A 14709-nucleotide genomic window follows, 5' to 3' on the forward strand; every position below is an offset into this window, starting at 1 on the left:
TCGGACCCATGGCCCGCATCATCTGCAGGCCATGCGCCTTAGGGTCGTTCGGCGCCGAAGCGCCGATAGCCAAGCCTTATGGCTTACTGGGCAGAAGCCACTGCCTGCGGCAGGCGCTCGAGCGCTTCGTCGGTCGTGATCTGGCCGTTCAGGTGCTGCGTGATCACGTCGTACATGGCTTCCTTGACGGCAGCCGGCTGTGCGTGGCCATGGGCCATCGAGCCTGCGAGATTACCGCTTTCAGCAGCTTCGGCGAGATCCGCCATGCCCTTCTTGCCGCAATCGTCGAACTCGGTGTCTTCAACGTCGGTGCGGGCGGGAACCGAGCCCTTGACCGTATTGAAGGCGACCTGGAAGGCGGGATCCATGACGGCGGATGCCATCAGGGTCTGTGCTTCGCGCTGATCGTCACCGACTTCGAACATGACGAACTGGTCGGAGTTGAACAGAACGCTGCCCTGGGTGCCCGGGAAGCGCATGCAGACGAAGTCTTCGCCCGGTGTCAGGTCGGCGCGCAGGAACTCGCCCTTCGCCCAGTCGCCCATCTGCTGTGCGCCGGCTTCACCTTCGATGACCATGGCCGATGCCAGGTTCCAGTCGCGGCCCGAGAAGTTGTCGTCGAAGTAGGTTGCGAGCTGAGTCATGTGGTCGAAGACTTCGCGCATCGTGTCGCCGGTCAGCGCTTCCTCGTTCAGGTCGATGACGGCTTCGCGATAGAAGTCCATGCCGCCGACGGAAAGAACGACGTTTTCCCAAAGGGTCGCGTCCTGCCAAGGCTGGCCGCCGTGCGCGAGCGGGGTGATGCCCTGCTCCTGGAAGGCGTCGAGCATTGCAATGAGGCCTGCGAAGTCGGTCGGCTCTTCGCCGCCGGCTGCATCGAAGGCTTCCTTGTTCACCCAGAGCCAGTTGGTCGAGTGCACGTTGACCGGAGCAGCGATCCAGTTACCGTCGTACTTGGAGAATTCCTGAAGAGCGGCAGGTACGACGTCATCCCAGCCTTCTTCGGCTGCAAGATCGTTCAGGTTGGCAACGACACCGAGTTCAGCCCAATCCTTGATGTCGAAACCGAGCATCTGGACGGCCGTCGGGGCATCGCCGGACGTGACGCGGGCGCGCAGCGCGGTCATGGCCTGAGTACCGCCACCGCCGGCAACCGGCATGTCGGTCCAGCTGACGCCTTCGCCTTCCAGGTTTTCTTTCAGAACGTTGACAGCTGCGGCCTCGCCACCGGCAGTCCACCAATGCAGAACTTCAACGCTCTTGTCCTGGGCGCTGGCACTGCCGGCGGAAAGCGCCAGAAGTGCGGTACCAGCAGCCAGCTTTGCAATCGTGCGAATAGTCATGGAAACCTCCCATCGTGTCCGGTTCCTTCCGGACGTGGGGATTTATAACGATACAAGCTTGGAGATTGTCAAGCGGGGAAGATCAAATCGATTTAAAATTGTGCAATGCACCCGATCTGATCGTTTTTTGGACGGTTGATCTGTGCGATTACCGCTTCCGATCCCTCATCATTCATGTTTATAACGTTGTAAATGCGTGGGGAGACGCAAGAATGGGGAGGGTCGCAGATGAGAGGACGGGATGACCTCCCGCGCAGGGACGTGGACGATGCCGGCGGCAAGCCGACATTGCGGACCATCGCCGAGATCACCGGGCTTGCTGTGACGACCGTGTCTCGGGCGCTGAGCGGAGCGCCGCAGATCGCGCTCGAAACGCGTCAGCGCGTGCGTCAGGTGGCCGACCATATCGGCTACATGCCCGATCGCGCGGCCCAGCGTCTGCGCACCGGACGCACCAATGTCATCAGCCTCATCCTCGACCCCCACGAGGAAATCATCAATTTCGGCACGTCGCTCATTCGCGGTATCAGCACGGCTCTGCGGCAGACGTCCTTTCACCTGGTGATCACACCCTCCTTCGAAGATGCACCCAACCTCGACCCCGTGCGCTACATTATGCGCAACCGGATGGCAGACGGCGTCATCTTCTCCCGCACGCAGCCTTTCGACGAGCGTGTGCGGCTGTTGCTGGAGAACGACTTCCCCTTCGTCTCCCATGGGCGCACGGAACTGTCCGTGCCGCACCCTTACGTCGACTACGACAATGAGGAGTTCGCCTTCCAGGCGACTATGAAGCTGATCGCAGCCGGGCGGACCAAGCCGGCGATCATCCTGCCGCCGGAGCGCTTCACCTTTCATCATCACCTGCGCTACGGCTTCATGAAGGCGGTGCGCATGCAGGGCGTGGACTACGAAGTCCTGTCCGGCGTCAGCCTCGACAGCTCCGCCGAGGCGATCCATGCGCGCATTCTCGCCCGTCTCGACGAGGCGTCACCGCCCGACGGTTACGTATGCGGCGGCGAGGTTTCGGCGCTAGCGGTGATGGCCGCCTATACGGATCGCGCGATGGTGCCCGGCCATGACGTCGGGATCGTGGCAAAGAAGACTTCGACGCTCTTCACGCCGGTTCGGCCGCGGATCGATACGATCGAGGAAGATCTGGCCGCCGCCGGCGAGGCCATGGGTCGGCTGCTGCTCAGACGCATCGGGGGCGCAGCACCTGAGGATCTTCAGGAACTGCATCGCCCGCAGATCGAAAAAGCCGACGCCACGGCTGCCTGACCCTGCAGAAAGCAGTCGCCGCCCTACCGGTCGGTCGACCTGCATTTCCGGTCAGTAATCCCGCTCGAAGAAAATGCCGAGGCTCGTATCGCCATCGGCACCCGCGGCGCCGCGTGCCTTCAGGTTCTCGGTGATGTCGAGATCGATGGTGACTTCGCTGGAATCGCCCGAACCTGCCTGGATGCCCAGATAGACGTTGTCGCGGAGATAACGACCGGCCCTGAGAGCGGCATTGCCTTCATCATCGGTGACGACGTCGAGGTCGTCGAGCCCGGTCGATTGGCGCAACTGACCCAACAGCGACGTGTTCTGCCCACCCGAAAGTTCGGCAACGGCGGCGGCGAGCTGTGCGATCTGGAATGCTGACAGTTCCGAAATGCCTCGATCGAAGATCAGGCGTGAGATTACCTCATCTTCCGGCAGCTCCGGCTGCGATGAGAAGTCGATCTGGATATCGGATGCCCGGCCCGAAACGGTGATGATGACCGTCGTATCGCCGGACTGCGACGAGGCCGTCAGGTTCACGAACGGGTCGAGATCGCCGATGAGCGTGACATTGCCTTCATCGAACACGATGCGCCGCCCGAGGATCGACAGGCGACCGCGGATCAGTTCGAACGCGCCGACCGGTTCCACATTGGTTGCCGGGCCGGTGATGCGCAGGCTGCCGCCGAGTTCCGCGTCGAGACCACGTCCGCGCACGAAAATCTGGTTATTGGCGTTCACCTGGATGTCAAACTGCACAACGCTCGGCCGTGATGTCGGCACGGGCATTTCGCCGTCCTGGCGCAGCCGGGCGCGATCGAGCGTTGCCGCAACGGCCGGCGGTGGATCTATGTGTCGAACATCCGTCAGGCCATTGGCACCGCCGCCGCCTTCCGGAATGCCAATCTCGGCATTGTCGATGTTGACGGTGCCGGACACCAGCGGATCGCGGATGAGACCGCCGGTGACGGCAAGATTGCCCGAGGCAGTCACGATCAGGAAATCGCCGTCGGCATAGCGCGTCTGGTCGAGCACGATGTTGATGTTGGCCGGGAAACCAGCCCCGGCATCGAGCGAAATGGTACCGCCGACGGTAATGGTGCCGCCGGTGGAAAGGCCTGCCTGGAACGTGTTGATTGTGACCTGCTGCCCCTGGATCGACGCCATGACGTTGATGCCGCGCAACTGCACGTTCGTATCGGGATCGAGCACGGCGGCGTTCGAGGTGGACACCATGCCGTCGAAGCGCGGATCGGCAATTGAGCCGCTTGCCCGCACCGACAATTCGACTGTCCCGTCAACACGCGTGCCGCGCTCGGCCAGCGCCACATTGGCGATGGAGAGCGGAGCACTGCCCTGCACGTTTACATTGAGGCCGCTGCCGCTCAGCGGAACCGTGCCCGACGCGGAGATGTCGATGCCCTGACCATTGGTGACGGTTGCCGACGAGAGTGCAACAGCCTGGCCGGCGAAGCGGCCGTTTGCGGCGATGCCGAGCGGCGTGATGCCGTTGCTGGCCAGAACGCTCGCCGAAACGCCCGAGCCGGTGACATCGAATGCGACGACCGGAGCTGCGATCGTTCCGGTGACCTGCGCATCGGCGGAAACGCGGCCCTGGAGCCCCTGATTGCCGGCCAGCACGTCGATGGTTGCCAGCGGCAGTTCGTTGACGGTCACGTCGAGCGCAAGCTGGCCTTCGCCGATCGGCGCGGAGCCGGATACGTCGACGTTGATGCCACCCGCTGCCGCAAGCTGCGAATCGATATTCACCCGATTGCCCGACGACCGGCCCGAAGCGTCGACCGAAATGGTGCCGAGCCCGAGTTCGCGCACCGGCGCGGCGGTGATGCCCCGGCCCTCGACGTCGAACGTGATGTCCGGTGCGTCCCGCGTGCCGCGGATCTGCGCCGTGCCGTTCACCGTGCCGGCCGCCTGGAGGTCGGGCATGACGGTGTTGGCGATCGCGAGCGGAAGGGCCCGGATTGCGACATCGAGGTTGATTTCTTCTGCGACCGTGCCGCTTGCACGGATCTCGCCACCGGCGACATCGAGCACGATGTCGCCCAGTGTATAGCGTTCGCCTTCGACCAGGATTTCAGCGGGTTGCAGAAGCCGTGCGGCCGTCTGGCCTTGCGTCAAAGCCAGTTCGGCCAAGGCCACGCGGAAGCCCGTTTCGATGTCTTCGAGCGCACCGGAAAGCGCAATCGTCGTGCCGCCCGCCAAATTGGCGTTCGCCGTGAAGTCCGTCAGCGCGCCCTGGCGGTTGGCGGTCGCGTTGAGCCGCTCGACGACGGTGCCACCCGCTTCGAGGCCTGCGGCTTCCACCGCGCCGTCGATCTTCGGAACTTCGAAAAGGTCTTCGATGGTCGCATCGATCCGCGCGGAGGACAGCGTGACGGCCTCCGCGGCGATGTTGGAAAGATCGGCGGAAACGACCGCGTCCTGACGCCCATCGACGATGATGAATTCGATATCTGCGTTGGCCGTGCCGGTCGCGTCCTGAAGCGCGAGCGCCGCCAGGGTCTCGATGTCAGGCGCATCGAGCGTGATCGTGCCGCTCAGGAGGCCATCGGCATTCTGCGCCACCGAGCCGGCAATCGTTGCCCCGCCTGCACGGAAATCGAGATTGTCGAGGGCACGGCGCTCCGGAGAAGCAAACAGATCGGCGTTGAGACCGATGCGCTGCCCATCGAGGAAGGCATCCACCAGCAACTCGCCTTCGACGCCGTTGCCATAGGGCGAACCCGTCGTCGCATCGACGCCGATCACGTTGCCCTGGAAGCCGAAAGTCGCCTCGCGCAGCGGTCGGTCAACGAGTGTGCCGCTCGGAATGCCGCCCTGAAGATCGAGCGCGACGGGACCGCCGTCGCCGGTCGCGGTGCCCGTCAAGGTCAGCCGGCCAGATGCGTCTTCGCTCACGAGGGCGAGATCGGCAAGCATAATGTCGAGCGCGATATCGGCGCGTTCGGTCGAATAAACCCCATCGGCAACCAGGCTGAACTGATCATTCTCGATGCGGAAATCACCGGCCTCGAAACCTGCTTCGCCACGGGCAAGCCTGCCCGACAGCTGCACGGTGCTCTCGATCAAAGCGTCGAGCGCCGGCGTGCCGACCTGCAGGCCGGTGCCGCTGCCGTCGAGCGTCAGATCGAATGCTCCCGAAATCGGCGCCAGCGTTCCATCGGCGGACAGATCGATGCTGCCGGCAAGCGGCCGCCCGGCGAGATCTGCGAAGGGCGCGATGCTCTCGGCCACGATGCCGATGGTGCCCGTATAGACGAATTCTTCGATGGCGCCGGCAAGTCGGAGCGCCAGCGCCTCGCCGCTCAGTTCGGCGCGCGTCAGATCGACGGCGCTGCCCGAGGACCATGCGCCATCGATTGCCAGATCGAGCCTCTGCCCAATGGCGTTGGCCACGGCCTCGTCTTCGGTCTCGATCCCCGTCATCGCGCCTTCGACGTTGAAGGTCACACGCCGATTTTCCGGATCGTCCAGGGCGGCAGCGATACCGCCGAAGGTGAGGTCAACGCCGTCTGCCGCAAGCGTTGCGGTTTCCAGCCCGTCGACCGTCAAGGCACCCGACCAGTTCTCCGAAGCGTCGGCTCCATAATCGACCGTCAGCCGCGCTTGCCGCACGCTCGAATCGCCGCCGGCCACAGGCAGGATGACGGCGTCGCCCGCTGGATCGGCCAGAGTGGCTTCAAGCCGCAGGCGCCGGAGGAAATTGTCCGCGCTGGTCTCTGCCGCGGCATTCACGGAAAGAGAGGCGGTGTCGATGGTCAGTGCCTCGACAGCCAGTCCGCCTTCGTCGCGCACGAGAGCGTCCACGCTCAGGCTGGCACTCTCACCAAAAAAGTCGCGGAATGCCGGCGCCACGAGACGGGCAATCGCGCCTTCGACATCGGCGTCGACCGCCAAGCCCGCTGCGGTTCGCTCCAGACGCGATGTACCGGACACGACTCGCGTCCCGTCGGCATCCAGCGTCAACGCAACCGTCAGATCGCCGAGGGGTCCAGAGCCCGCGAGGCTGAGGTCAACCGCGGGGCGATCTTCGATCGAGAGCAGATTGGCCAGAATGCCGTCTTGCGGCTCCGAGACGGCAAGATCGAGATTGAGCTCTTCGGTGGCATTGGCATAGGCGAGCGCAAGTGTGAGCGAACCGCCCGGGCCATCGAGCCTCTCGATGGCGAGGTTCGTTTCCAAAGCGCCGTCCGCGAGCGTGATGCCGCCATTGACTGACAGCACCGACTCCAGACCGAAGACAGTCTGACCAAAGAACACTTCCGGCACGGTAAGCTGTTCCAATCGAACCGCGACGGGCAATTCGGGAAGCGCAAAACCACCGGCTTCCGGTGCGGGAGCACCCTCAGCCGGTACAGGCTGACGGCTGACCTCGATGCGGTCGGCCGTCAGGCTTTCAATGTCGAGCCGCCCGCGCAGAAGGGCCGAGCGGGTCCAGTCGATGCGCGCATTGACGATCCGCAGCCATACGCCTTCGCGGTCGGCGACGGTAATCTCGCCAATCACGGCCTCGGATGACAGGGCGCCCTGGATGCCGCGCAGACGGATCTGCCGGTTTTCAGCCGACAGCTGATTTTCGACGAAGCGCGTGAAGGCCGAGCGCGTCTCCGCTTCCTCTTCCTGCGCAAAGGCAGGACCGGCGAACAGAATGGCAAGGATGAGGAGGAGAAAACGGGTCAAAATGCCTGTCCTATCCCGACATAGAGGGCAAAGTCCGGATCATCCGGCCCCGGATCGAGCGGCATAGCGGCATCGAGACGGATGGGCCCGAGGCCCGTCTGATAGCGAAGGCCGATGCCGACGCCGATCTTCAGGTCTTCGGAGAAATCCGGGAAAGATTCCGCGCCGACATAGCCAACATCGGCAAAGCCGACGAGGCCAATCGATTCCGTTACCTTGGTGCGAATTTCGCCCGAAGCCTCGATCAGCGAACGGCCGCCGGTGACTTCACCACCCGGTCCGACGACACCGATGCCGCGATAAGCATAGCCGCGCGTGGAGCCGCCGCCGCCCGAGAGAAACAGTTTGTCCGGCGGAAGCTCAAACAGGTCGGCGCCGACGATGGATCCGATCTTGAGCTTACCTGCCAGCACGAAACGATCTTCGGCATCGAGGCCGTAATAGGCCCGACCCTCGACCGTCGCCCGTCCGGCAATGTTGCCGAACTCGAATTCGTAGAACGGCTCGGCGGTCACTTCGAGGAAGTAGCCTTCAGTCGCGTCAGCGGAATTGTCGCGGGTGTCGTAGGTCAGCTTAGCCGGCAAACCAAACGTGGTGAAACTGCGCTCGCCGAGATCGTCTTCGAAATCGGCGTATTTCGCTTCAGCGAAGATCTCGCCACTCAGGTAGTCAGAGAAGATGTGTGTGAAGCCCATCCTGGCCGCGACGGAGGTCTCGGTGTAGACATCGAGCACTTCGCGCTTGCCGAGGAGGCTGGCGACGAAATTGGTATCGGGCGTGAAAACGCCCGGCCGCGTGAAGGTCGCGCCGAGCGAATAGTCGAATTCCTCAACATCGATCGTGTCACCGATGCCGCCGACGCGCGCGTCGAGCCTGAGGCGCTCGGCCTTGCCAAAGAGGTTGCGGTGCAGCCAGAACGTCTCGACGCCCAAGCCGTCCACCGTCGAAAAGGTGCCGCCGACCCCGAGACGACGGAGCGGGCGCTCCTGCACGTTCACCGTCATCGGCAAAAGGCCGTTGCGGGCGATCTCGTCGGCTTCGCGAACGGTCAGCGCCTGGAACACATCGAGCCGCGCCAGCCGCTGGCGTGCCCGCTCGATGTCATCGGGATCATATTCCTGCCCCTCGGGCAGATCGGTCATGTAGCGGATATAGTCCGAATCCATGCGCTGGGCGCCTTCGACCCGCGTCTGGCCGTAGGCGGCGCGCTGGCCGGGATCGACGGTGATCGCCACATCCACGGTCTGCGAGTTATGGTTGGCCGTCACGGTCCGATCGGCGATCTCGGCCTTGGCGAAGCCCTGCTGCCGCCAAGCCTCCGTGGCCAATCGCTCGCCGCGAATGACAACGCCGGAGCGGGCGATTTCGCCGGGCGCAAGGCCCTCGTCGGACGGCAGAGCCACTTCATCGCCGCGCTCGGTCGGAGGGGGCGCCTGATTGCCGACCGCCGTTTGGCCGAATGCAAATTGAGGGCCGACATCGACCGTGATGGTCACGACGGCCGGATCGGACAACTGGGTGTCGACGGGAAGATCGGCAGCCTCGCGGCCATCAACCAAGATGCTCACCGAACCACCGTAATGGCCTTCGGTGTAAAGTGCTGCCACCATACGGGCATAATCGGACTTGGCGCGGCCGATCAGACCTGCGGAGCCTGAGGCAGGCTCGTCGCGATCACCCCAGAGCCTGGAGGCGCCGCGCACTGCGTCAAGCACGCGGCCTTCAGCTGATCCGGCTTCGAACGTCGCGTCATAGTTCTGAGGATCCCCGATCACGTCGGCTTCGGCCGGCTCGCTGCTTCCGAAAATCCGAATGCCGAACAATTCGAAGGCAGCCGCCTGCCCCGTCGTTCCGGCCATCAGCACCGCCAACGCGATGGCTGATGCGCTCTCTCCCAGTCTTCGACGCAACGCGAACCCACTTCCTCGACAGCCGTTCGTCCTGACGCAACGCTGCGTCTTAGTACGGTGACCTTACGTAAACGCGCCGGCAATCGGCAAGGCAAGCAACCCTGATTTCACGTAACTGGCAGCAACGAGGCGTGTTGGTGCAGCAAGATTGCACCACTTGACGTTGGTCGAAAGAGGTTACCGCTCTGTTAAACTCGTCGACAACGATGCGTGAGAACGGGAATGACGCGCCCAAAACGGGCTATGCCATGGTTCGAGCAAAGAATGCTTTTGCTGAATTGCTTCCGGGCGGGCGATTTTGGTTTTCGCCTCATAAGTCCAGACGTTGAACATCTCCAGCCGGTGGGGACCAAACGTATGGAACAGCGGGATATCGGCCGCATCCCGTCCCTTCGCCACGGCGATTCGCCCAATACGGCGCTGGTTGTGACGCGCGTCGAACGTGTACCAGCGATCTCCCAAATAGACCTCGAACCAGGCGTTGAAATCCATCGGCGCCGGATCGATCGGAACGCCGATGTCGCCCATAAAGCCGTTGACGTAGCGCGCGGGGATATTCAGGCACCGGCATAAAACGACAGCCAGATGGGCGAAGTCACGGCACACGCCGACGCGTTCATCGTTGGCCTGGCAGGCCGTGCGGGTTGCGCGAGCGTAGCCATAAGAGAACGTCAGGCGCTCATGCACATAGTCGCAGACCGCCTGGACCCGCGCCCAACCGGGTTCGATCGAGCCGAAACGGCGCCATGCAAAGTCTGATAGATGCTCTGTTTCACAGTACCGGCTGGGCAGCAGGAAGGCCAATGCCTCGGCGGGCAGACGGTCGACCGGCACCTGCTGAGCAGATGGCTCGTAGGCGTCCGGCTCGCCGCTGTCTTCCACAACGGCGTCATAGCGTATCTCGATGCCGCCCTCAGGAACGAGACAGCGGCGGCAATCATTGCCGTAAATGTCGCGATAGGATGAAAAACGCACGTCCTTCGACGCGGTCAGCCCCGTCTCGCCAACAATATCGCGACGACGCTCGGGATGGATCGCGAGATGCATCGTCATCGGCGTCGGCTGGCTGCAGGAAATTCCGATCTCAAAACCAACACGTACCAGCATGATCAACCTCCCTGCGTTTTCTCCGGCTACAACCGACACGAGGGACGCAAGTTCCGCGAGGTTCACGGTTTATCTCGCTCTGATTGCAGGCAGTCACGAAAGTGATCGAAGGGTCCAGTCCAGTCCAATAAGTCTCAGTGAGCGATGAACATCGGCAAGTCGGTGTGAGCGAGCAGGTGGCTCGTCGCGCCACCGAAAATCATCTGCCGCAGGCGGCTTTGCGTGTAGGCGCCCTTGATGATGAGGTCGGCACCAAGATCGTGCGCCTGCTTCATGATCGATTCTCCCGGCCCTGAAACGAGCGGACGCGAGGCAAGCTCCGCATTCACGCCGTGCCGCTTCAGAAACTCGACCTGGTCAGAAGCGCGAGGACCGTCGACTTCCCAGCCTTCGAGTTGCAAGACGATAGTGCTTTCCGCCTGCATCAGGATCGGCATGGCAAAAGCAATGGCGCGGGCGGTTTCAAGGCTGCCATTCCAGGCGATCACCACCCTGCGGCCTATGTCCTTGGGGATTGCTGGGGGAACAAGCAGCACGGGCCTGCCGCTTTCGAACAGGATCGTCTCCACTGTGGCGATGCGGCTACCATCACGGCGCTGCTCGGGGCGAGCCAGCACCACGAGGTCGAACAGGCGCGCATAGCTTGCCACGCGCCCGTCCTCGCCGAGCTCGTCCATCGCCCAGCGATAGCAGGGCCCGACCGTCTTATCGGCGCAGCGCGGCAGCTGGGCATCTTGCATATGTTGCTCGAACCGGCGCCTTGCCGTCGTCACCATGTCCCGTCGGTTGTCCGGATCGATGTAGTGAGGATCGATGGGAAACTCCGCCGCGATCGTGCGTGACAGATCTGGCGCCAGCGCCATGCCTTCCACAAGGCTGCCGAACACATGCGCGAAAGAGACAGCGCATTCGAAGACGGACGCGCTTGGCTGTTCGGGAACCGGAACCAACAGCGTCTTCATGCGCATTCTCCAGTATCAATCAATGCTTGCGTATAACCATGCCCGCTTCGCTTGCATCGGGCAATGTCTGCATGCGCATCAGTGCGGATGCGCAGAACCCGTCGTAGACGTTCGCCAGTTCCCGCTCGGACACGTCAAGGTGTCGGGCCTTCAGATCGGCCGCCAGCCGCTGCAGAAGAAGGCCGGATCCATCGCGCATGAGAACGGCATGCGCATGCGTCGAGACATAGGCTTCGGCATCGGCGCCGATCATGCCCAACCGGTCGGCTGCCCACCGCGCCATGTCGCGCATGGCGATGACGCGCATGCGGAATGCCGCTTCGAGATCGTGGACGTATTTCAATTCGAAGGCCCGTTCGCGGTCGTCGAAAAGGGACATGCTGCATACCCCTGAACCAGTGAACATTCGCCGATTATAGCAGATCGCCGAACCGCCCAAAAGCGGGTCGGTCGCACGATCGGCCAAGCCATGCGTACCGCTCAAACGAAATGCCCCGAGCTCGCTGAGGTCGGGGCATTCATAATGTCTGTTCTGCATGCCGAAGACGTCGGCGATGCAATGTCGATTACTGGACGGTCGGAGCCTGAGTCGGGCCCGTCTCGCCCGTTGCATCCTGTTCGGTCGTTGTTTCCCCTACGGGATTCTCGGGGTCCGTTGCTTCGCCGAACATCCCGGATACCGCCCAGGCAATCATGGCCAGAACCAGGGCGACGATCAGGATCTTCAGAACGGGCATGCCGCGTTCGCCCTGACGGGCCTCGCGCGGCGTCAATTTCTCGGTCATGCATCTCTCCGAATGGCCGTTGCGCACCACGCCGGCGCGCTATTTCAGCTTCAGATGATGAACGACCTTGCGCGGCGAATGTTCCCTCGCCGCGACAGGCACATAAGGTCAAATGTCGAGATTGGCGACGGTCAGCGCGTTGTCCTGGATGAACTCCCGGCGGGGCTCGACTTCATCTCCCATCAGCCTCGTGAACAGGCTGTCGGCGTCGGTCGCGTCGTTGATCCTGACCTGCAACAGGGAGCGCACATTCGGATCGAGCGTCGTTTCCCAGAGCTGCTCGGCGTTCATCTCGCCAAGGCCCTTGTAACGCTGGATCGAAAGACCCTTCCGGCCGATGGCGAAAATCGTGTCCAGCAGCAGCCGAGGACCGGTCATCGGCGTCCGGTCATCCTTGCGCAGAAGCAACGGGGTCTCGCCATAAACCTCGCGCATGCGCGGTGCCATCTGATCGATATGGCGTGCGTCGGCCGAACCGATGAGCGCATTGTCGAGAAGGTGCGATTCCTTGACGCCGCGCACCGTTCTCTCGAGCCGGATCCCGCCTTCGGTGGTGACAGTGCCTTCCCAGCCACGCTCGGTGTCTTCGGAAATCATGTCCAGGCGCCGGGCAATTTCGTCCGCGGTCTCCTGCGCACGCTCGCGATTGGCCGTTAGGTCGGGGTTGAGAGCGCCGGCGACAGCGGCCTGCTCGATCACCGAACGATCATAGCGTGAATGGATGCCGTCGATCAGCGCGCGGATGCGCAACGCATCGTTGATGACGGCTCGGAAATCGTTGCCGAGCCGCACTTCGCCGCTGCCGAGTTCCAGCGAAGCCTCTTCGAGCCCCATGGAGATCAGATAGTCTTCCATGGCCTTCTCGTCCTTCAGGTACTGCGAGGACTTGCCGCGCGTGACCTTATAGAGCGGAGGCTGGGCGATGTAGATGTGACCGCGCTCGATCAGTTCCGGCATCTGGCGGAAGAAGAAGGTGAGCAGCAGCGTGCGAATGTGGGCGCCGTCGACGTCGGCGTCCGTCATGATGATGATCTTGTGGTAGCGCAGCTTGTCCGGATTGAACTCGTCCTTGCCGATGCCTGCACCAAGCGCCGTGATCAGCGTGCCGACCTGGTCGGAGGAGATCATGCGGTCGAAGCGCGCGCGCTCGACGTTCAGTATCTTGCCGCGAAGGGGCAGGATGGCCTGGTTCTGGCGCGAACGGCCGCTTTTGGCGGACCCACCTGCGGAATCACCCTCGACGATGAAGACTTCGGACTTGGCGGGGTCGCGTTCCTGGCAGTCGGCGAGTTTGCCCGGAAGCGAGGTGATGTCGAGCGCGCCCTTGCGCCGCGTCAGTTCGCGCGCCTTGCGCGCCGCTTCGCGTGCCGAAGCCGCCTCGATGACCTTGCCGACGAGGATCTTCGCTTCGCTCGGATGTTCTTCCAGCCACTGGTTCAGCCCCTCGTTGACGAGGCTTTCGACCACGGGCCGGACCTCGGAGGAGACGAGCTTGTCCTTCGTCTGCGAAGAGAACTTCGGATCTGGGACCTTGACGGAAAGCACAGCCGTCAGGCCTTCGCGGCAATCGTCACCGGTCAGCGAAACCTTTTCCTTCTTCGTCAGGCCCGACGTTTCGCCGTAGGACACGATCTGGCGCGTCAGCGCGCCACGGAAGCCGGCCATATGCGTGCCGCCGTCGCGCTGGGGAATGTTGTTGGTGAAGGCCAGCACGTTCTCGTGGTAGCTGTCGTTCCACCACATCGCCACCTCGACCGTGATGCCGTCCTTTTCGCCGATCATCGTGATCGGAGCAGGGACGAGCGCCTTTTTGGAACGGTCGAGATATTTGACGAAGGCCTCGAGACCGCCCTCATAGAGCATCTCGACTTCCTTGACGTCCGCATGCCGCTTGTCGGTCAGCTTGATATGAACACCCGAGTTCAGGAAGGCGAGTTCGCGCAGCCGGTGTTCCAGCGTGCCGAAATCGAATTCCGTCATCGTGAACGTCTCGCCGGAGGGCAAGAAGGTGATTTCCGTGCCGGTGTGGTTCCCGGCCTCGCCCGTGACCGCGAGCGGTGCATCCGCAACGCCGTGGGTGAAGCTCATCTCGTGCCAGCGGCCGTTGCGCGCGATGCGCATCTGCAATTTCACCGACAGCGCATTGACCACAGAGACGCCGACGCCGTGGAGACCGCCCGAGACCTTGTAGGAGTTCTGATCGAACTTACCGCCGGCATGGAGCTGGGTCATGATGACCTCGGCAGCTGAAACGCCCTCGCCGGTATGAATATCGACCGGAATGCCGCGGCCGTTGTCGGTAACGGTGACCGAGCCGTCCGCATTGAGCGTGACCGTGACGATGTCGGCATGGCCGGCAAGCGCCTCGTCGATCGCATTGTCCACGACTTCGTAGACCATGTGGTGCAGGCCCGAGCCGTCATCGGTATCACCGATATACATGCCTGGCCGCTTGCGCACGGCATCCAGCCCCTTGAGCACCTTGATCGACTCGGCACCGTATTCGCTGTTTGCGGAAGCCTGCGGCGTTGGCTCGTTCGAAGGGGTATCGCTCATCGTCGGGGATGCTTTCGAAAGGAGGTGGATGACGGTCGGTTGTCGTGCCTAGCGCGACCCGTGGCGGAGACGGTTCCGA

At 62.8% G+C, this 14709-nt stretch carries 9 protein-coding genes; 1 reads left to right on the plus strand and 8 read right to left on the minus strand.

The features are described from left to right. Positions 1–83 precede the first annotated feature (83 nt). Entirely contained in the window at positions 84–1337 is a 1254-nt protein-coding gene (locus GC125_RS17735) for an ABC transporter substrate-binding protein (RefSeq protein WP_199864730.1), read from the minus strand. A 234-nt stretch (positions 1338–1571) separates the two neighbouring features. Between GC125_RS17735 and GC125_RS17740 the strand changes: the two genes are divergently transcribed. Beyond that, positions 1572–2624 carry a LacI family transcriptional regulator gene (locus GC125_RS17740; protein ID WP_151986867.1) on the plus strand — a complete coding sequence of 351 codons (1053 nt, stop codon included), beginning with the start codon at positions 1572–1574 and terminating at the stop codon, positions 2622–2624. Between the two features lie 51 nt (positions 2625–2675). Here GC125_RS17740 and GC125_RS17745 read toward each other — a convergent pair whose 3' ends face one another. The 7 genes from GC125_RS17745 to gyrB all read right to left on the minus strand — a co-directional run bounded on the left by GC125_RS17745 (position 2676) and on the right by gyrB (position 14630). Beyond that, positions 2676–7310 carry a translocation/assembly module TamB domain-containing protein gene (locus tag GC125_RS17745; RefSeq protein WP_151986868.1) on the minus strand — a complete coding sequence of 1545 codons (4635 nt, stop codon included), beginning with the start codon at positions 7308–7310 and terminating at the stop codon, positions 2676–2678. Further along, complete coding sequence (locus GC125_RS17750; protein ID WP_353617093.1) at positions 7307–9220, minus strand: autotransporter assembly complex protein TamA; 1914 nt, start codon at positions 9218–9220, stop codon at positions 7307–7309. The genes GC125_RS17745 and GC125_RS17750 overlap by 4 nt, the downstream gene beginning before the upstream one ends. Positions 9221–9397: 177 nt before the next feature. Continuing rightward, complete coding sequence (locus tag GC125_RS17755) at positions 9398–10327, minus strand: transglutaminase-like domain-containing protein (protein WP_151986869.1); 930 nt, start codon at positions 10325–10327, stop codon at positions 9398–9400. A gap of 134 nt (positions 10328–10461) precedes the next feature. Continuing rightward, positions 10462–11289, minus strand: coding sequence for a universal stress protein (locus GC125_RS17760; protein ID WP_199864630.1), 828 nt, complete (start codon positions 11287–11289; stop codon positions 10462–10464). A gap of 19 nt (positions 11290–11308) precedes the next feature. Next, the gene (locus tag GC125_RS20095) at positions 11309–11668 is read right to left on the minus strand and encodes an ATPase inhibitor subunit zeta (RefSeq protein WP_199864631.1); all 360 of its coding nucleotides are present in this window, start codon (positions 11666–11668) and stop codon (positions 11309–11311) included. Between the two features lie 187 nt (positions 11669–11855). Further along, on the minus strand, positions 11856–12074 hold the full coding sequence (locus tag GC125_RS17770) for a hypothetical protein (protein WP_151986872.1): 219 nt from the start codon (positions 12072–12074) through the stop codon (positions 11856–11858). A 108-nt stretch (positions 12075–12182) separates the two neighbouring features. Continuing rightward, entirely contained in the window at positions 12183–14630 is a 2448-nt protein-coding gene (gene gyrB, locus GC125_RS17775) for a DNA topoisomerase (ATP-hydrolyzing) subunit B (protein WP_151986873.1), read from the minus strand. Positions 14631–14709 lie beyond the last annotated feature (79 nt).

It is taken from the genome of Rhizobium sp. EC-SD404, assembly GCF_902498825.1.
GTDB lineage: Bacteria > Pseudomonadota > Alphaproteobacteria > Rhizobiales > Rhizobiaceae > Georhizobium.